The sequence below is a fragment of the Pantoea sp. SGAir0215 genome, assembly GCF_043543215.1.
The window spans coordinates 3,732,430-3,751,536 of record NZ_CP028031.1 but is presented as its reverse complement, the minus strand read 5'-3'; the positions used below and the strand labels follow the sequence as shown (position 1 = coordinate 3,751,536).

General features: G+C 54.9%; 19 protein-coding genes. 12 read left to right on the top strand and 7 right to left on the bottom strand.

Features of this window, described 5'->3' with window-relative positions:
* Nucleotides 1-20: 20 nt before the first annotated feature.
* Both hemF and amiA read right to left on the bottom strand, forming a co-directional pair.
* The gene (gene hemF / locus C1N64_RS17530) at nucleotides 21-935 is read right to left on the bottom strand and encodes an oxygen-dependent coproporphyrinogen oxidase (protein ID WP_033740812.1); all 915 of its coding nucleotides are present in this window, start codon (nucleotides 933-935) and stop codon (nucleotides 21-23) included.
* 48 nt (nucleotides 936-983) lie between these two features.
* Nucleotides 984-1,829 (bottom strand): N-acetylmuramoyl-L-alanine amidase AmiA, encoded by an 846-nt coding sequence (amiA, locus tag C1N64_RS17525; RefSeq protein WP_006117812.1) that lies wholly within the window; start codon nucleotides 1,827-1,829, stop codon nucleotides 984-986.
* 209 nt (nucleotides 1,830-2,038) lie between these two features.
* Here amiA and C1N64_RS17520 point away from each other — a divergent pair, with 209 nt between their 5' ends.
* The 10 genes from C1N64_RS17520 (at nucleotide 2,039) to C1N64_RS17475 (ending at nucleotide 10,798) form a co-directional block, all read left to right on the top strand.
* Complete coding sequence (locus tag C1N64_RS17520) at nucleotides 2,039-2,464, top strand: GNAT family acetyltransferase (protein WP_006117810.1); 426 nt, start codon at nucleotides 2,039-2,041, stop codon at nucleotides 2,462-2,464.
* Nucleotides 2,454-2,915 carry a DUF2919 domain-containing protein gene (locus C1N64_RS17515; RefSeq protein ID WP_033740808.1) on the top strand — a complete coding sequence of 154 codons (462 nt, stop codon included), beginning with the start codon at nucleotides 2,454-2,456 and terminating at the stop codon, nucleotides 2,913-2,915. The genes C1N64_RS17520 and C1N64_RS17515 overlap by 11 nt, the downstream gene beginning before the upstream one ends.
* A 63-nt stretch (nucleotides 2,916-2,978) precedes the next feature.
* Nucleotides 2,979-3,599: an RpoE-regulated lipoprotein gene (locus tag C1N64_RS17510; protein ID WP_054633370.1), complete on the top strand. Its 621-nt coding sequence runs from the start codon at nucleotides 2,979-2,981 to the stop codon at nucleotides 3,597-3,599.
* Nucleotides 3,600-3,806: 207 nt separating this feature from the next.
* Nucleotides 3,807-4,823, top strand: coding sequence for a sulfate ABC transporter substrate-binding protein (locus C1N64_RS17505; protein WP_054633371.1), 1,017 nt, complete (start codon nucleotides 3,807-3,809; stop codon nucleotides 4,821-4,823).
* The gene (cysT, locus tag C1N64_RS17500) at nucleotides 4,823-5,656 is read left to right on the top strand and encodes a sulfate/thiosulfate ABC transporter permease CysT (RefSeq protein ID WP_394515036.1); all 834 of its coding nucleotides are present in this window, start codon (nucleotides 4,823-4,825) and stop codon (nucleotides 5,654-5,656) included. The genes C1N64_RS17505 and cysT overlap by 1 nt, the downstream gene beginning before the upstream one ends.
* Nucleotides 5,656-6,531, top strand: a complete 876-nt coding sequence (gene cysW, locus C1N64_RS17495) for a sulfate/thiosulfate ABC transporter permease CysW (protein WP_006117805.1) — start codon at nucleotides 5,656-5,658, stop codon at nucleotides 6,529-6,531. The genes cysT and cysW overlap by 1 nt, the downstream gene beginning before the upstream one ends.
* Nucleotides 6,521-7,609: a sulfate/thiosulfate ABC transporter ATP-binding protein CysA gene (gene cysA / locus C1N64_RS17490; RefSeq protein WP_205950625.1), complete on the top strand. Its 1,089-nt coding sequence runs from the start codon at nucleotides 6,521-6,523 to the stop codon at nucleotides 7,607-7,609. Before cysW ends, cysA begins: the two co-directional genes overlap by 11 nt.
* A gap of 115 nt (nucleotides 7,610-7,724) precedes the next feature.
* The gene (gene cysM / locus C1N64_RS17485) at nucleotides 7,725-8,606 is read left to right on the top strand and encodes a cysteine synthase CysM (RefSeq protein WP_006117803.1); all 882 of its coding nucleotides are present in this window, start codon (nucleotides 7,725-7,727) and stop codon (nucleotides 8,604-8,606) included.
* A 165-nt stretch (nucleotides 8,607-8,771) separates the two neighbouring features.
* Nucleotides 8,772-9,452: a response regulator transcription factor gene (locus C1N64_RS17480; protein WP_006117802.1), complete on the top strand. Its 681-nt coding sequence runs from the start codon at nucleotides 8,772-8,774 to the stop codon at nucleotides 9,450-9,452.
* On the top strand, nucleotides 9,449-10,798 hold the full coding sequence (locus C1N64_RS17475; protein WP_006117801.1) for an ATP-binding protein: 1,350 nt from the start codon (nucleotides 9,449-9,451) through the stop codon (nucleotides 10,796-10,798). Before C1N64_RS17480 ends, C1N64_RS17475 begins: the two co-directional genes overlap by 4 nt.
* A gap of 50 nt (nucleotides 10,799-10,848) precedes the next feature.
* Here C1N64_RS17475 and crr read toward each other — a convergent pair whose 3' ends face one another.
* The 5 genes from crr to cysZ form a co-directional block, all read right to left on the bottom strand.
* On the bottom strand, nucleotides 10,849-11,349 hold the full coding sequence (gene crr, locus C1N64_RS17470; RefSeq protein WP_006117800.1) for a PTS glucose transporter subunit IIA: 501 nt from the start codon (nucleotides 11,347-11,349) through the stop codon (nucleotides 10,849-10,851).
* A gap of 42 nt (nucleotides 11,350-11,391) precedes the next feature.
* A complete protein-coding gene (gene ptsI, locus C1N64_RS17465; RefSeq protein WP_006117799.1) occupies nucleotides 11,392-13,119 on the bottom strand; it encodes a phosphoenolpyruvate-protein phosphotransferase PtsI in 1,728 nt (575 codons plus the stop codon).
* Nucleotides 13,120-13,278: 159 nt separating this feature from the next.
* Nucleotides 13,279-13,536 carry a phosphocarrier protein Hpr gene (gene ptsH, locus C1N64_RS17460; RefSeq protein WP_003848868.1) on the bottom strand — a complete coding sequence of 86 codons (258 nt, stop codon included), beginning with the start codon at nucleotides 13,534-13,536 and terminating at the stop codon, nucleotides 13,279-13,281.
* 390 nt (nucleotides 13,537-13,926) lie between these two features.
* Nucleotides 13,927-14,895 carry a cysteine synthase A gene (cysK, locus tag C1N64_RS17455; protein ID WP_033740801.1) on the bottom strand — a complete coding sequence of 323 codons (969 nt, stop codon included), beginning with the start codon at nucleotides 14,893-14,895 and terminating at the stop codon, nucleotides 13,927-13,929.
* 141 nt (nucleotides 14,896-15,036) lie between these two features.
* On the bottom strand, nucleotides 15,037-15,804 hold the full coding sequence (gene cysZ / locus C1N64_RS17450; protein ID WP_054633375.1) for a sulfate transporter CysZ: 768 nt from the start codon (nucleotides 15,802-15,804) through the stop codon (nucleotides 15,037-15,039).
* Nucleotides 15,805-16,022: 218 nt separating this feature from the next.
* Here cysZ and zipA point away from each other — a divergent pair, with 218 nt between their 5' ends.
* Nucleotides 16,023-17,021, top strand: a complete 999-nt coding sequence (gene zipA, locus C1N64_RS17445) for a cell division protein ZipA (RefSeq protein WP_033740799.1) — start codon at nucleotides 16,023-16,025, stop codon at nucleotides 17,019-17,021.
* Nucleotides 17,022-17,088: 67 nt separating this feature from the next.
* Complete coding sequence (gene ligA, locus C1N64_RS17440; protein ID WP_054633376.1) at nucleotides 17,089-19,107, top strand: NAD-dependent DNA ligase LigA; 2,019 nt, start codon at nucleotides 17,089-17,091, stop codon at nucleotides 19,105-19,107.

The window sequence follows — 19,107 nt, the reverse complement described above, 5'->3', positions numbered from 1 at the left end:
TCCTGAGCCGGCAACGTGGATTACTCAGGCAGGTTGAGCCAGTTTTTCACCGGCAGGAAGTCACGGTAGAGCGCGGCCTCGGGTGAGTCAGGTTCAGGATGATAGTTATATTCCCAGCGCACCATGGGCGGCAGGGACATCAAAATGGATTCCGTTCTGCCTCCGGTTTGCAGGCCAAACAGCGTGCCCCGATCCCACACCAGATTGAACTCTACATAGCGACCCCGGCGGTAAAGCTGGAACTGCCGTTCGCGGTCGCCATAAGGCATGTGCTTGCGGCGCGCCACAATCGGCTGGTAAGCGTCCAGAAAGCCCCGGCCGACGGCCTGAATAAGGGCAAAACTTTGTTCAAAGCCCGGCTCGTGGATATCGTCAAAAAACAGCCCACCAATACCGCGTTGCTCGTCGCGGTGTTTCAGATAGAAATAGTCGTCGCACCACTTTTTAAACCGGGGATAGACATCCTCGCCAAAAGGCTGGCAGATATCGAAGGCGGTCTGATGCCAGTGCAGCGCATCTTCTTCAAACCCGTAAAACGGCGTCATATCAAAGCCGCCGCCAAACCACCAGATCGGCTCGGCACCGGGTTTTTCGGCAATGAAAAAGCGCACATTCGCATGACTGGTCGGTACATACGGGTTGTTGGGATGGATAACCAGCGAAACGCCCATGGCTTCGAAACTGCATCCGGCCAGCTCAGGACGATGTGCCGTCGCGGAGGCGGGCATCTGGTCGCCATGAACGTGGGAGAAATTCACGCCAGCCTGTTCAAACACGGCACCATTACGCAGCACACGGCTTCGTCCACCGCCACCGCCGGGGCGTTCCCAGCGGTCTTCAGTGAACTGCGCGCCACCGTCTTCGGCAGTCAGCTTGCGACAAATCTCATCCTGCAAATCCAGCAGGAACGTTTTTACGCGGGAGATATCAGGCATGGGATAGGCTTCTCTTAGTAAAAATTGGCCGTGATTATAGCTGATCTACTATGACATTCGACGATCATACTCATCAAAGTAGTTAATGATACCTGTGGCGATAGCCGAGGCAATCTTCTGCCGAAAGGCGGTCGTGCCCAGCAACTGCTCTTCGCGCGGATTGGTAATAAAAGACGTTTCCACCAGCACCGAGGGAATGGACGGCGACTTCAGCACGGCAAAGGCGGCCTGTTCGGTATGCTGACTGTGAAGGTGATGCACCGGGCGAATCTGGTCCAGAACGTGTTTGCCCAGGGTCAGGCTGTTTCTGATGGTGTCCGTTTGCACCAGATCAAACAGAATCTGCTGTAAATACTGGTCCTGCTGTTCCACGTTGGCTCCGCCGACCTTGTCCGCGTCATTTTCACGTTTCGACAGGTAACGCGCCATGCTGCTGCTGGCACCCCGATTGGATAACGCGAACACAGAGGCACCGCTGGCATCCGGGCTGGTATAGCCATCCGCATGGATTGACATAAACAGGTTCGCACCGTGCTGATGCGCAATCTCCACTCGCTGGTAGAGCGGAATGAAATGGTCGCTGTCACGCGTCAGGCGGACCTCGATACGCGGATGTGACTGCAGCAGACTGCGCACATTACTGGCGATGTCTAAAACAATGTGTTTTTCTTCGGAACCCTCTTCGCCGACCGCACCCGAATCGATACCGCCGTGGCCCGGATCGAGCATCACGATGCGCTTGCCGTTGTTAACCCGCGGCCTGGGCGACGAGGGTCGGTTAGAGAGCGAAGCCTGCTGTTCCTTCGCCTGCACCGCGCGCGGGGACAATATGGCGAGCGCCAGCCCGGACAGCAGCAGCTGGCGACGATGAATTAAACGTTTGAGTAAGTGCATGTGCATGTCCCTGAGCAATCATAATGCACCGTGTTATAGCGTAACATTATGCCCGGTGCGATCTTTCAACCATTTCAGGTTATTACTTTGTTTTTCAGCCTGGTAACCGGCAATTTCTTTTTTTTTAACGTTGCCGTCAGCAGTCAGGGTTGCACCCGCCGAAGAAAGCGTGATAATCAGCAAATTGAGGTGAACTGCAGGTACAGAAGATGGAAATCCGCACCTTCCGCCAGGAAGATTTTGAAGAAGTGATCACGCTCTGGGAACGCTGCGATTTGTTACGGCCATGGAACGATCCGGAGCTGGACATCGAACGCAAAATGCATCATGACGCCGACCTGTTTCTGGTGGCGGAAGTCGGGGGCGAAGTCGTCGGTACCGTAATGGGCGGTTACGATGGTCACCGTGGCGCGGCTTACTATCTGGCGGTGCATCCGGATTATCAGGGCCGCGGCTTTGCCAATGCCCTGATGAATCGCCTGGAGAAAAAACTCATTGCGCGCGGTTGCCCTAAAATTCACCTGATGGTGCGGGAAGAGAACGACCAGGTCGTTGCCTTCTATGAAAAGCTGGATTATGAAACGGTCGATGTGGTGTTGCTGGGCAAACGTTTAATCGAAGATCGTGAATATTAATTCGGTCTGGCCGCCTGAGGAGTACGACGACAAAGGGCAACTGCGCCTGCCGTTTCTTTTCTGGCTGATTCTGCTATTGCAGTCGCGCACCTGGTGGCTCCTGGTGATGGCTGGCGCGTCACGCCAGCAGGGAAACGATCTTCTGGCCCTTTTCTATCCGGATCGCCAGGCGTTCTGGTCAGGACTGGTGTTGGGTCTGCCAGCGCTGTCGGGGCTGTTGCTCACGGGCTACCGGTCGCGTTTACCCCGAGTGTGGCGCAGCTGGCGCCTGGTGCTGGTGGTATCGTTAGGGGCGAATTTGCTCTGGCAGAGCGTACAACTCGTCCAGACCGATCTGCTCAGCTCACCGTTGCCGCTGCTGTTTACGCTGTTTGATCTGCTGGCACTGCTGTGGTTACTGATCAGTGTCCGGCTTCGCGCCTGCTTTTTGCCGCCACACGATCCCGAATAAACTTTTTGCCGCTTTGCGACTCCAATCCGTTTTGCCCAGATCTATTTATTAACAGGAGTTTTCATGAAAGCTGTTCGTTACACGATACTGACGGTGGCCATGCTGGTCAGTGGGTGTGCCAGTTCCTCCGGCCCTGACGCCAACAGCAGCCAGCAGGTACGCTGGTGGAATCCATTGAGTTACCACTGGTCTTCTGCGCTGCCATGGAACTGGTTTGGTCCTTCACTGACGATCAGCGATCAGGGCGTTGGTGGGATCAACAGTGCCACGGCGATGAACGAATCGGCCATCAAAGACGGGCTTAAGGGCAACTACGATCTGCGTCAGGGCATGCGTGGCCAGAACGGTCAGGTGGTGTCCTTCTGGCAGGCGATGAAGAACGGTCAGGTTAAGCTGGTCATTTATGGTCAGTCACAGGTTGACCGCATTGAGGTGACGGACAACGACATTGCCAGTGCCGACGGCAGCAAAATTGGCGATGCGTTTAGCGCCAGATATGACAAAGCCTTTAATAACTGCATTGTGGCTGCCGGGTTAGACAATCATGACGTCGAATGCCGTGTGCCTGGCAGCCCGCATCTGCGCTACGTTTACAGCGGGACCTGGCACGGTCCGGAAGGATTACTGCCCGCCGATGACACGCTGAAAAGCTGGAAACTCAGCAAGTTCGTCTGGCAGCGTTAAGCCACGTAATTTTTGCCTCCCGCAGGGCGTTCAGTGCGCCCTGCCAACCCAATTCTGTTTTTGCGCATTCTTTTCCCGCCGCCTTATGCCTTTTTCGACTTTGAAATCAATAAACGATATATAAAACCGTTACGGGTTTACGCTGAGTTATAAATAAACTGCTGTATCTGCGGATGAGATCTGCATCAAATTTCTTCAGGGTGAACCATGACCTTCAAAGCGATGAAAAAAATCGTGAGCGGAATCGCGCTGTCGCTGGGCCTTGCTGGCGCCGCGCACGCCACAGAGCTGTTAAACAGCTCTTATGACGTTTCACGTGAACTGTTCGTCGCCCTGAACGCGCCTTTTGTCAGCCAGTGGGATGCGCAACATCCGGACGATAAACTCACCATCAAAATGTCGCATGCGGGTTCTTCTAAACAGGCGCTGGCCATTCTGCAAGGGCTGCGTGCCGATGTGGTGACCTATAATCAGGTGACGGATGTACAGGTGCTGCATGACAAAGGCAAACTCATCCCGGCCGACTGGCAAACGCGCCTGCCGAATCACAGTTCACCGTTTTATTCCACCATGGCGTTTCTGGTTCGCAAGGGTAACCCTAAGCAGATTCATGACTGGTCCGATTTAACCCGTAACGACGTGAAGCTGATTTTCCCGAATCCGAAGACCTCGGGTAACGGGCGTTATACCTATCTTGCCGCCTGGGGTGCCGCAGAGAAAGCGGACGGCGGCGACCAGGCAAAAACGCGCGCCTGGATGACACAGTTTCTGAAAAACGTCGAGGTTTTCGACACAGGCGGACGCGGCGCCACCACCACCTTTGCTGAACGCGGCTTAGGGGATGTGCTGATCAGCTTCGAATCGGAGGTCAACACCATTCGTAATCAGTACGGCAAAGAGGATTACGAAGTCGTGGTGCCAAAAACCGATATCCTGGCGGAGTTCCCCGTCGCCTGGGTCGATAAAAACGTTGAACACAATAAAACAGCCGACGCGGCGAAGGCTTATCTGACCTGGCTGTATTCGCCCGAGGCACAGAAAATCATTACGGACTTTTATTATCGCGTGAACAATCCGCAGCTGATGGAGCAGCAAAAAGATCGCTTTCCAGCCACACAGCTGTTTCGGGTTGAAGACGTATTTGGTAGCTGGAATAACGTTATGAAAACCCATTTCGAAAGTGGCGGTGAACTGGATCAACTGTTAGCGGCGGGGCGTGGATAATGTTTGCAGCCAGCCAAAAACGTGTTTTGCCCGGTTTCGGCCTGAGCCTGGGCACCAGTCTGCTGTTTACCTGCCTGATTCTGCTGCTGCCCATCAGTGCCCTTATCATGCAGTTGTCGCAGATGACATTGCAGCAATACTGGGACGTGGTGACCAATCCCCAACTGATTGCAGCCTATAAAGTGACGCTGCTGTCGGCCGGCGTTGCCTCATTGTTCAATGCCCTGTTTGGCATGCTGATGGCCTGGGTTTTAACGCGTTATCGCTTCCCGGGTCGCACGCTGCTGGATGGTTTAATGGATTTGCCCTTTGCATTGCCAACCGCCGTCGCAGGGTTAACCCTGGCCGGTCTGTTTTCGGTAAACGGCTGGTACGGTCAATGGTTTGCTCATTTCGACATGAAGATTTCCTACACCTGGATTGGTATCGCGCTGGCGATGGCCTTCACCAGTATCCCGTTTGTTGTCCGGACGGTGCAGCCGGTGCTGGAAGAGTTAGGTCCGGAATACGAAGAGGCGGCGCAGACTCTGGGCGCAACGCCCTGGCAAAGTTTCCGTCGCGTTGTGCTGCCGGAAGTGGCTCCGGCGTTGCTGGCGGGCACTGCGCTGTCGTTTACCCGCAGCCTGGGCGAGTTTGGCGCGGTGATCTTTATCGCGGGCAATATTGCCTGGAAAACAGAAGTGACCTCACTGATGATTTTTGTCCGTCTGCAGGAGTTTGATTATCCGGCCGCCAGCGCCATCGCGTCGGTCATTCTGGCGGCGTCGTTGCTGCTGCTGTTTGCCATTAATACCTTACAGAGCCGCTTTGGCCGTCGTCTGGGAGGTCACTGATGGCTGATATTTCGCAACTCAATCATGCCGATCGCCAGCCCGTAAACTGGGGTAAATGGCTGCTTATCGGCACGGGTGTGCTGATCTCGGTGCTGCTGCTGGTGGTGCCGATGGTCTCCATCTTCTGGGAAGCGCTGCACAGCGGGCTTGGCCTGACTCTGCGTAACCTGACCGACAGCGATATGCTGCACGCGATTTGGCTGACCGTACTGGTGGCGCTGATTACCGTGCCGGTTAATCTGGTCTTCGGCACCTTGCTGGCCTGGCTGGTCACCCGCTTTACGTTTCCTGGTCGCCAGCTGTTGTTAACCCTGTTTGATATTCCGTTCGCGGTCTCGCCGGTTGTGGCTGGCCTGATGTACCTGCTGTTCTGGGGCATTAACGGTCCGGCAGGCGGCTGGCTGGATGCCCACAATATTCAGGTGATGTTCACCTGGCCGGGTATGGTGCTGGTCACCGTCTTCGTGACCTGTCCGTTCGTGGTTCGCGAACTGGTGCCGGTCATGCTGAGCCAGGGCAGTCATGAAGATGAGGCTGCGGTGCTGTTGGGCGCGTCGGGCTGGCAGATGTTTCGCCGTGTGACGTTACCGAATATTCGCTGGGCAATGCTGTACGGCGTGGTGCTGACCAATGCCCGCGCCATTGGCGAGTTCGGTGCGGTATCTGTGGTATCCGGCTCCATTCGCGGCGAAACCTACACTTTGCCGCTTCAGGTCGAATTACTGCATCAGGATTACAACACGGTGGGTGCCTTCACTGCCGCCGCGTTGCTGACCGTCATGGCCATCCTGACCCTGTTTTTGAAAAGCATTGTGCAGTGGCGCTTAGAGCAGCAGCACAAACGCCTGCAACTGGAGGAAAATCATGAGCATTGAGATTAAACAAATCAACAAATCCTTTGGTCGCACAGCGGTGCTGAACGATATTTCACTGGATATCCCGTCGGGCCAGATGGTGGCGTTGCTGGGGCCGTCCGGTTCCGGTAAAACGACCCTGCTGCGTATTATCGCCGGGCTGGAGCATCAGAACAGCGGCCAGATTCGTTTTCATGAGTATGACGTCAGTCGCCTGCATGCCCGCGATCGTAAAGTCGGGTTTGTTTTTCAACACTATGCGCTGTTCCGCCATATGACCGTGTTTGACAACATTGCCTTTGGCCTGACCGTGCTGCCGCGTCGTGAGCGGCCATCCAGTGCCGAAATCAAAAATCGTGTAACACGTCTGCTGGAGATGGTGCAGTTGTCGCATCTGGCAAACCGCTTTCCGGCTCAGCTCTCGGGTGGTCAGAAGCAGCGCGTGGCGCTGGCAAGAGCACTGGCCGTCGAGCCGCAAATTCTGCTGCTGGATGAGCCTTTTGGTGCGCTGGATGCCCAGGTGCGTAAAGAGCTGCGCCGCTGGTTACGCCAGCTTCATGAAGAATTAAAATTCACCAGCGTGTTTGTCACGCACGATCAGGAAGAGGCAATGGAAGTTGCCGACCGCGTCGTGGTGATGAGTCAGGGCAGCATCGAGCAGGTGGGCACGCCGGATGAGGTCTGGCGCGATCCGGCGACGCGCTTCGTGCTGGAATTCCTGGGCGAAGTTAACCGCTTTGATGGTGAGGTTCATGGTTCCCAGTTCCATGTCGGGGCGCATCACTGGCCGTTAGGCTATACCTCTGCCCATCAGGGCGCGGTTGATCTGTTCCTGCGTCCCTGGGAAATTGATGTTTCGCGTAAAAGCAGCCTGGAAACCCCTTTACCGGTACAGGTCCTTGAGGTGAGTCCGCGTGGCCATTTCTGGCAGTTGGTCGTGCAGCCTGCGGGCTGGCAGAGCGAACCTTTCTCGCTGGTGTTCGATGGTGATCAGACCGCGCCACTGCGCGGCGAGCGCCTGTTTGTCGGGCTGCAACAGGCCAGGCTCTATCAGGGCGCCACGCCATTGCGGGCAGTTGCCTTTGCGCACAGCGCCTGATATTTTCTTTTTCACGCAGGGCGGGACAATGTCCCGCCCTTTTTTAATGTTTATACCGCCATACCTCAGGCTCTGGCCTGATTCGTAACGGTATCGTTTCGCCAGGATATGCACCGTGACCACTCTGGAACACACAATCGGTAATACACCGCTTATCAGGTTACAGCGCCTGACGCCTGACAATGGCAGTGAGATCTGGCTGAAACTGGAGGGCAACAACCCCGCCGGTTCCGTCAAAGATCGCGCAGCCTGGTCAATGATTCATCAGGCGGAACGGCGAGGCGAGATAACACCGGGCGATCAGCTGATTGAGGCCACCAGTGGCAACACCGGTATCGCGCTGGCGATGATCGCGGCGATGAAAGGCTACCGGTTGCGCTTACTGATGCCGGATAATATGAGCCAGGAGCGGCAGGATGCGATGCGTGCCTATGGGGCCGAGTTAGTCCTGATAGGTCGGGAGCAGGGCATGGAGGGCGCGCGTGATTTAGCCCAGGCGATGGCGGCGCGCGGTGAGGGAACGGTGCTGGACCAGTTTAATAACCCAGACAATCCACTGGGCCACTACCAGACCACGGGACCGGAGCTGTGGGCCCAGTCGAATCAGCGCATGACGCATTTTGTCTCCAGTATGGGCACCACCGGCACGATTACCGGCGTAGGGCGGTTTTTAAAAGAACATAAGACGGGCGTGAAAGTGATTGGCCTGCAGCCTAAAGAAGGCAGTAGCATTCCTGGGATTCGCCGCTGGCCTCAGGCGTATTTGCCCGGCATTTACCGGCCCGAGTTGGTGGATGAGGTAATTGATATGGGGCAGCAGGAAGCCGAAGAGACCATGCGGGCGCTGGCCCGGCGTGAAGGTATTTTCTGCGGCGTCAGCTCAGGCGGATCGGTCGCGGGCGCGCTGCGTATTGCCAGCGCCCATCCTGGAAGCGTCGTGGTGGCCATTGTTTGTGACCGTGGCGATCGCTATCTCTCTACCGGCGTTTATCAGTAACGCCACGCAGCCATTACGCCCTCTGAAGGCTTATGCTGCGCCGTCGGCTGCCTGAGTCTTGTTTATTTGGCTAAGCTTACTGGCATCTGTAAGGATCGCGTAAAACTGGCTGCGCGTTTCGCTGGCCCGGTTCAAAATAGCGCCAGTGACGTAAGAGAGATAACAATGAAAATCCTGCTGGTAGATGACGACGTAGAATTAGGCACGATGCTGAGCCAGTATCTGATCACGGAAGGCTTTGATACGCAACTGGTGTTAACCGGCACTGCCGGTGTGCAGGGGGCGCTGTCCGGTGAGTACAGCGCCATGATTCTGGATATTATGCTGCCGGATATGAGCGGCACCGATGTCCTGCGGCAGGTGCGCCAGCAAAGCCGTCTGCCGGTGATTATGCTGACGGCCAAGGGCGACAATATTGATCGGGTTATCGGCCTGGAAATGGGGGCCGATGACTATATGCCCAAGCCGTGTTATCCCCGTGAGTTGGTGGCGCGCTTGCGTGCCGTACTGCGTCGGATTGAGGAGCATGCGCCTCTGCAGGATAAAAAAGAGACGCTGCAATGGGGAGAGTTAACACTCAATGCGGCCAACCGCGTGACGGAATGGCAGGGGAAAGCCTTTGATCTGACCGCCTCTGAATTTAATCTGCTGGATTTGCTGCTGCGTTCACCGGACCGGGTGGTGACGAAAGACGAGCTGTCTGAGAAAGGCCTGGGACGACCGCGTGAAGCGTACGATCGCAGCGTGGATGTGCATATCAGTAATATCCGTCAGAAGCTCAGCGCGCTCACCGCCGACAGCATCACCATCGAAACCGTTCGCAGCATTGGTTATCGCATTCGATGAATCAAACTTACCGTGGGCGCATGTTCTGGAAGATCCTGCTGGGGTTCTGGCTGGTTTTCCTGATTATCAGTCAGCTGATCTGGCTGGGTTTCTCACTTTCCGGTACGCGGCATCATCCCCCTGAATATTTGGTCACCCAGCGGCTGGCTGACGCGCTGATGGCGTCAGCCGTGTCGGTGCTGGAGCGGGGCGGCCCGTCAGCGCTGGATGCGATGATGGCGGAGTGGGCCCCGGAAGATCGGGCGTTTTTGCATGTACGCGCACTGGATAATCTCCGCAACGCAGAGGCACCGCCGCTTGCGCCCGAAACGCCCGAAAAATCCTTTTTTCCCGACCATCTTGTGCGCCAGGCACAGAGCCCGGACGGCAAGAGCTATGAACTGCTGTACGATCTGAAAGGCATACGCACAATGAGCCGGGAGGGGCGGCCACATAATTTCCTGAATATTCCGGAGCCCATGTTCATTTTCGCCGGGTCTGTGGGGTTGCTGTTTAGCCTGCTGCTGGCATGGAACCTGACGCGCCCTATGCGACAACTGCGTGAAGGTTTTTCGCGGGTAGCCAATGGCGACTTAAGCATCAGGCTCTATCCTGCGCTGCGTAAGCGTCATGACGAGCTCTCCAGCGTGGCGCAGGCGTTCGATGCCATGGTTGAACGCCTGGACACGTTGGTGCGTGCCCGTGAAGCCCTGCTTCATGACATCTCTCATGAACTGCGCTCGCCGCTTGCCCGTCTGCAGCTGGCAACGGGCCTGGCGCGACAGCGGCCAGAAAACGTGAATGACTCGCTGGATCGCATCGATGAAGAGGCACAGCGGCTGGATAAGATGATTGGTGAACTGTTAACCCTGGCGCGTGCCGAGCATGAAAGTGTGCCGGGCGAACACTATTTTGATTTGGCCGGCTTATTAGAGGCGGTGGTTACCGATCTCCGTTATGAAGCGCAGATCCCCGGCGTCGAGGTCGTGTTTAACGTTGATGAGCAGGCCGATCATACCGTACGCGGGAATGCTGAGTTATGCCGGCGAGGCATTGAGAACGTGCTGCGTAATGCTTTACGCTTTTCGCTGCCGGGTCAGCGCATTGAGGTCAGCCTGCAGGTTGAGCAACAGTGGCTGGCGATTCAGGTGCGGGATCAGGGGCCAGGCGTCGATGAGAATAAGCTGTCCAGCATCTTTGATCCCTTTGTCCGGGTCAATTCGCCGTTACTGGGTAAAGGCTACGGGCTGGGGCTGGCAATTGTGCGTAAAGTGGTACTGGCGCATCATGGCGAGGTCAGGGCGGTTAACCGGCCTGAAGGCGGACTGGAGCTGACACTGCGTTTGCCCCGCTGGCAGCCGCATTAAGCAGAGACGTGAAGCATAAGAGAACGGCACCCTGAGGTGCCGTTTGTGTATTACTTTTTGATGCGAATCACCGGGGTTTCACCCACGACGACCTGACCAGACAGTTTTGTCAAATCCTTGATTTCATCCATATTGGAAATGACAACAGGGGTCAGTGTGGATTTTGCTTTCTCTTCCAGCAGCGGCAGATCGAATTCGATCACCACGTCGCCTTTTTTAACCTTCTGACCTTCTTCGGCGATGCGTTTGAAGCCTTCGCCTTTCAGTTCGACGGTATCGATGCCGAAATGCACGAACAGCTCAATGCCATTATCGGATTCGATTGAAAAGGCATGGTTGGTTTCGAAAATCTTGCCGATAGTCCCATCAACCGGCGCAACCATTTTGTTGCCGCTTGGTTTGATCGCAATACCGTCACCCACGATTTTTTCTGCAAACACCACATCTGGTACGTCTTCAATATTCACGATTTCGCCAGACAGAGGCGCTACGATATCAATTGTCCCAGCGCTATCTGTTTTTTCGCCAAAAAGTTTAGAAAACAAACCCATGATCTTCTCCTAAGCAGTAATTTGGGGCCAGCATCTCGTGGATCAGCAGAGCGTTTTTTCTTTAATGAACTTGTTCACCAGGTTCATCAAGTCTTCCGCCGTAGGTTGAGCCAGTGCCTGCTCTGCCAACGCCTTCGCATCTTCGAAATGTGTATTACGAATAATTTTCTTGATGCCAGGGATAGAAATGGCACTCATGCTGAATTCGTCCAGCCCCATTCCCAGTAACAGTAGTGTAGCACGTTCGTCACCTGCCAGCTCACCACACATGCCAGTCCATTTACCTTCAGCATGAGACGCATCAATGACTTGCTTGATGAGGTTCAGTACCGAAGGCGTCATCGGGTTATACAGGTGCGAAATCAAATCATTACCACGATCTACTGCAAGAGTATACTGCGTCAAATCGTTTGTCCCAATGCTAAAGAAGTCGACTTCTTTCGCCAGGTGACGTGCAATCACGGCAGAGGCAGGCGTTTCCACCATAATGCCCACTTCGATTGACTCGTCAAACGCTTTACCTTCTTCGCGTAACTGCGCTTTCAGCAGCTCCAGTTCCGCTTTCAGCGTACGCACTTCTTCAACCGAAATGATCATCGGGAACATGATGCGCAGCTTACCGAAAGAAGAGGCACGTAAGATAGCACGCAGCTGTGCATGCAGAATTTCCTTACGATCCATCGCAATACGGATGGCGCGCCAGCCCAGGAACGGGTTTTCTTCTTTAGGCAGGTTCATGTAAGGCAGGTCTTTATCACCGCCAATATCCATGGTACGGACGATCACGGCCTGCGATCCCATGGCTTCTGCGACCGCTTTATACGCCTGGAACTGCTCTTCTTCGGTCGGCAGTGAGTCGCGATCCATAAACAGGAACTCAGTGCGGTACAGGCCAACACCTTCTGCGCCGTTGCGCTCGGCACCGGCGATATCGCGTACCGTACCGATGTTGGCGCAGACTTCAACCTGGTGGCCATCCAGCGTAACAGCCGGCAGATCTTTCAGCTTCGCCAGCTCATGTTTTTCAGACAGATACTGATTCTGAACCGCTTTCAGCTCTTCCTGAACCGCCTCAGACGGATTAACGTGAATCGCATTGTTCACCCCGTCCAGGATGATGAAATCGCCGTTTTTGATGGTGGCGGTCACGTTACCGGTGCCGACAATCGCCGGGATTTCTAATGAGCGTGCCATGATTGAGGTGTGCGAGGTACGGCCACCCAAATCGGTAATAAAGCCCAGCACCTTTTTCAGATTCAGCTGTGCGGTTTCGGATGGCGTTAAATCTTTCGCCACCAGAATAGATTCTTCCTGGATTGCGCTCAGGTCGACAATGTGCAGACCTAAAATGTTTTGCAGCAGACGCTTACCGATGTCACGCACGTCTGCCGCACGCTCTTTCAGGTATTCGTCGTCCAGCTCCTCCAGGGCTTTTGCCTGGGCGTCGATGACGGAGTTCACAGCAGCATCAGCAGTGGCGTGATCTTTTTTGATCAGGTCGATGATTTCCTGCTCCAGCTCTTCGTCTTCCAGCAACATAATGTGGCCTTCGAAGATGGCTGCTTTTTCTTCACCCAGGGATTCGCTGGCTTTGATACGAATAGCTTCAAGTTGCTCAGCCGCTTTGCTACGCCCTTGCAGAAAGCGCTGAACCTCCTGCTCAACCTGGTCATCTGAAATTTTTTTACGGTTGATGACGATCTCGTCTTCTTTCAGCAGCAGAGCTTTGCCGAAAGCGATACCTGGTGATGCTAAAATGCCTGAAATCATAACCCTACCTTTTTATCACGATGGCTGACTGGACTCGTTGCGTTGCCATAGTCGTGTGACACGTACTCTACGAAAGCAATAACGCGGACAGGTTGTCCGCGATCAAGATGTTGCACACAATGGCGCAGAAGAGTCGTTTTAAGCGGAGCAGAAAGGAGATTACTCCAGTTCCGCCATCAGCTTAACCAGATGCTCTACGGCTTTTTGCTCATCTTCACCTTCCGCAGAAAGTGTGACAACGGTGCCCTGAGTCAGACCCAGAGTCTGCAGCTTAAACAGGCTTTTGGCGCTGGCCGATTTGCCGTTGGAGGTCACGGTGATTTCTGACTGGAAGGCTTTAGCTTCTTTGACAAATTGCGCAGCAGGGCGAGTATGCAGTCCGTTTGGTGCGGTAATGGTAACTTCTTGCTGGAACATTCTATTTCCCCAACGTTTTCAGGATGAGTGTTATGGATCTAAAGTCTAGCCTGGAGCCGTAACTTTAGCCTGTGTAGGTGCGCGGGTATACAACTTACAATCGAACAAATGCGCTTGAATGAGTGTTTCATTCCCGCTGCGTGTCAAAACACGAGTTGAGCACGTCACCGGGTAATTATGCCGTGATTCGCCCTTTCACTAAATCTGAAACTTGATTCAGCTTGATCCACTTCAAAGGAGGATTAATTTCAGGCATCGAAATAATTGGCAGTCTAAATACCAGAGCCACACGACTGAAATCAATTGGCTGCATGGTAAAAGTGAGATCTGCGCCACAAAAAAGCACCCGTCAGGGTGCTTTTTAAGCGTTTGTCCAAGGCGAACTACGGGCTATTGCAGCTCTTTTTCCGTGAAAAGATCGGCGAACAGCGCGGTGCTGAGATAGCGCTCACCGGAAGAAGGAAGAATGACAACGATGTTTTTGTTGGCGTAGGCTTCATCTTCCTGCAACTTCAGCGCGGCGGCAACGGCGGCACCCGAAGAGATACCTGCCAGAATGCCTTCTTCTTCCATCAGGCGACGGGCCGTGGCGATCGCTTCATCATTAGTGATGCCGACAGCTAAATCGATCAGCGCCAAATCCAGGTTACCCGGAATAAAGCCCGCGCCAATCCCCTGAATCTTATGCGGGCCGGGTTTCAGCTCTTCGCCCGCCATCGCCTGCGCAATCACCGGTGAGTCAGTGGGTTCTACGGCCACGGTGATCAAGGATTTCTTACCCTGGGTGTTTTTGATGTAACGGCTTACGCCTGTCAGCGTGCCGCCGGTCCCCACACCGGCAATGAACACATCCACTTCACCATCCGTGTCTTCCCAAATTTCGGGACCGGTGGTTTTCTCGTGAATTTCCGGGTTGGCCGGGTTACTGAACTGCTGCAGCAGCAAATACTTGTCGGGATCGCTGGCCACGATCTCTTCGGCTTTGGCGATCGCGCCTTTCATGCCTTTTGCGCCTTCGGTCAGGACCAGATTTGCGCCCAGGGCTTTAAGCAACTTACGGCGCTCAACAGACATGGTGTCCGGCATGGTCAGCGTCAGTTTGTAACCGCGCGCGGCGGCCACGTAGGCTAATGCAATACCGGTGTTACCGCTGGTCGGTTCAACCAGTTCAATACCTTGCTTAAGAATACCGCGTTTTTCTGCGTCCCAAATCATGTTGGCACCGATACGGCATTTCACACTGAAGCTCGGGTTACGGGACTCAACCTTCGCAAGGATGCGGCCGTTACCGATGCGGTTCAGTCGAACCAGCGGCGTATGACCAATTGTCAAAGAGTTGTCTTCATAGATCTTACTCATAGCCTGTCCTTAACTGTATGAATTATTGGGAACCCTCTGAGCATACCTGTTCTGCCCCGTGGCGGAAGGAAAGAAATCATATATCTATATGTCTCATGGCGATAAGACCTGCCGAAAATTGCATAAGGATAGTTGATATGTTCAGCGCAGGCTTTCACGAGCCAGGTTCGCCCGGTAGCGATCAACCCACATCGCGGTGGCCCCGCACACGGCGACCGGCATAATGGCCAGGTTCACCACGGGAATCATTGTAAAGAGGCTCACCAGCGCGCCAAACTGCATATTGGCTGTCTTGTGCTGGCGTAAGGCATGACGCATCTGCTGAAAACTGACTTTATGGTTATCGAAAGGATAGTCGCAATACTGAACAGACAACATCCAGGCGCTGAACATAAACCACAGCACGGGTGCCACCGTCTGCCCAAAACCCGGAACTAAATAAAGTAATAACAGGCCCAGTGCGCGGGGCAGGTAGTAGCCCAGCTTTTGTAATTCGCGTTTCATGATGCGCGGCACGTCTTTAACCATGCCCAGCCAGCCGCTGTCAGGCAGTGGTTTACCCGTCAGCCGCCCCTCAAGTTGTTCCGCCAGCAGGCCGCAAAACGGCGCGGCAATCAGGTTGGCTATCGTTGAAAAGAAATAGCTAAACACCAGCACCACCGAAATCACCGACAGCGGCCACAGCACATAGCTGAGCCATTGCAGCCAGTCCGGCACATGCGACATCAGTTTGGGGATCCACTCGTCAAGACGGAAAAATAACCAGACAAAGGCGCCACCTAGCAGCAGGATGTTGACCAGCAAGGGAACGATGACGAAGCGCCGTATGCCCGGTAACCTGATTAGCTTCCAGCCCTGGCTAAAATAGTGCACGCCATTAAAAGAGGAAACGGAATTATTCACAGCCATCGAGCCAGTTCTCCTGAAGATGTTAAGGCGCGCCTACTATAACCTGGCTTTTTCTGCTGACCAGGTGCCGTTTGGGTAAAAAAACAACGAAAAAGTGGCGGTAAGCTATCTTATTTGTGAGAAAATACTGCACAGACTTGCACTTATCTGGCAGGGCAAATACAGTTAGAGAATAAAGTTTGCCGCGGTGGCAAGGTATTGGAACAACAGAGAATACAATGATGCAGGATTTGCGTCTGATATTAATCGTTGTTGGCGCGATCGCCATTATAGCGCTTCTTATTCACGGACTGTGGACCAGCCGTAAAGAACGCTCTTCAGTCTTCCGCGATCGCCCGCACAAACGTTTGAAACAACGTGATGAACATGATGATGAGACGCTGACCGACGACGTTGATGACGGCGTCGGTGAAGTGCGTGTGCGTAATACGCGCGGGCACCAGGAGCCTCATTTTGACGACATCCGCGAGCCACAGCCTGAAGTGCGGCGTGAGCCTGTTAAGGAGCGCCCGCGTCAGCCTTCTGCGCCGCAGCCTGAAAGCGATCCTCTTTTTGACCCGGCGCCGCAACCGGAACGTGCGCCACAACGGCCTGCACCGACTCGCCAGCCACCAGCCTTTACCGCACCGCCGGTTCAGGCCGATCCGTTGCTGGATAGCGATCCGCTGGACAGCGTTCAGCCTAATCCTGTTTATCAGGCCGAACCTGAGCCTGACTATGAGCCAGAGCCTGAGGTGGTCAGTCCGCCGCCGCAGCCGAAACAACCTGAACCTCGTCCGCAGACCAGCAGTAAGCCCAAAGAAGCGGTGCTTGTGCTGCATGTCGCGGCGCACTCAGGCGGTCAGCTGAATGGTGAAGCCTTGCTACAGGGCATTTTGCAGGCCGGTTTTCAGTTTGGTGAAATGAACATTTTCCATCGTCATCTCAGCCCGGCAGGCAGCGGTCCTGTGCTGTTTAGTCTGGCTAACATGGTGAAACCCGGCTCCTTCAATCCTGACGAAATGACCGACTTCACCACGCCCGGCGTCTCCATTTTCATGATGGTGCCGTCGTATGGCGATGCGAATCAGAACTTTAAGCTGATGCTACAGTCCGCGCAGCGTATCGCGGACGATGTGGGCGGTGTGGTACTGGATGACGAACGCCGGATGATGACGCCGCAAAAGCTGGAAACTTACAAAGCGCGTATCCGCGATGTGGTCGAATCCCGCGAGTAATCCACACTTTTTCAAATTATTATGATGAACCCCCGCCTGTCGGGGGTTTTTTATCTGATGGGGTTATATGAAATCCGTCCAGGAACACATCACTGAACTGCGCACCACGTTGCGCCATCACGAATATCTGTATCACGTTATGGACGCGCCGGAAGTGCCGGATGCGGAATATGATCGCCTCATGCGGGAACTGCGGGATCTGGAAGCACAGCATCCTGATCTGATCACGCCTGATTCTCCCACGCAGCGCGTAGGGGCCGCCCCGTTGATGGTATTTGAGCAGGTACGCCATGAAGTGCCGATGCTGTCACTGGATAACGCGTTCGATGAAGCCAGTTTCAGGGCCTTCAATAAGCGCGTCCAGGATCGTCTGAAAAGCACCGACGATCTCACCTATTGCTGTGAACTCAAACTGGATGGCCTGGCGGTCAGCCTGTTGTATGAAGATGGCTTATTAACGCGCGCGGCGACGCGCGGCGATGGCACAACAGGCGAAAATATCACGACGAATGTGCGGACGATTCGTGCCATTCCGCTGCGCCTCAAAGGGGACAATATTCCCGCCAGAGTAGAAGTGCGGGGAGAGGTGTTTATGACGCAAAGCGGCTTTGAAAAACTCAATGCCGAGGCGCGCCGTACGGAGGGCAAAGTCTTTGCCAATCCACGCAATGCGGCAGCGGGCTCGTTGCGCCAGCTGGATCCCCGTATCACCGCGAAACGACCGCTAACGTTCTTCTGCTATGGACTGGGCCTGCTGGAAGGGGGCGAGATGCCCCGCAGCCACATGGCGCGACTGCAACAGTTCAAAGCCTGGGGCCTGCCGGTCAGTGACCGTATTCGTCTGGTGCAGAACGCCGATGAAGCGCTGGCGTTTTATCACGAGGTTGAATCAGAGCGGGCCACGCTGGGTTTTGATATCGACGGGGTGGTGATTAAAGTCGATTCGCAGGAATTGCAGGAAAAGCTGGGCTTTGTCGCGCGCGCGCCGCGCTGGGCCGTGGCGTTCAAGTTTCCTGCGCAGGAGCAGATGACGATTGTGCGTGACGTCGAGTTCCAGGTGGGGCGGACGGGCGCTATTACACCTGTTGCGCGGCTGGAACCCGTTCAGGTGGCAGGCGTGATGGTCAGCAATGCCACATTGCATAATGCCGATGAAATTGAACGCCTTGGCCTGCGCATTGGCGACAAAGTCGTGATTCGTCGTGCCGGCGATGTGATTCCTCAGGTGGTCAACGTTGTAACCACCGAACGGCCTGACAATGCCCGTGAGATCGTGTTTCCCTCTCAGTGCCCGGTATGCGGTTCCGATGTTGAACGCGTTGAGGGCGAGGCGGTCACGCGGTGTACCGGTGGCTTAATCTGTGGCGCACAGCGCAAAGAAGCGCTGAAGCATTTTGTGTCGCGGCGCGCCATGGACGTTGACGGCATGGGTGACAAGATTATCGATCAACTGGTCGAGAAAGAGTACGTCAAAACCCCGGCCGATCTGTTCCGGCTCAGCCGTGAAACCCTGACCGGGTTAGATCGTATGGGCGCGAAGTCGGCGCAGAATGTGGTCGACGCGCTGGAAAAAGCCAAATCCACTACGCTGGCGCGTTTCCTCTATGCGCTGGGTATTCGCGAAGTCGGCGAAGCCACGGCGGCAAACCTGGCCAGTCATTTTGGCGATCTGCAAAAGGTCATGGATGCCGATCTGGACGCGCTGATTGCGGTTCAGGATGTGGGCACGGTCGTCGCGAAGCACGTACGTCACTTCATGGAAGAAGAGAGCAACCGCGAGGTGATCCGGCAGCTGGTTGAAGATATTGGTATCCACTGGCCCCAGGTGGTGGCGGTGAACCCCGGCGAGATCGACAGTCCGTTTGCAGGCAAGACCGTAGTGTTAACGGGCTCACTCTCGCAGATGAACCGGGACGATGCCAAAGCGCGACTCATCGAACTCGGTGCCAAAGTCAGCGGCAGCGTATCGAAGAAAACCGATTTGCTGATCGCAGGAGAAGCTGCGGGTTCGAAGCTGGCAAAAGCGCAGGAGCTGGGCATCGAGATCATTGATGAAGCCGAAATGATCCGGCGACTCGGTGCCTGA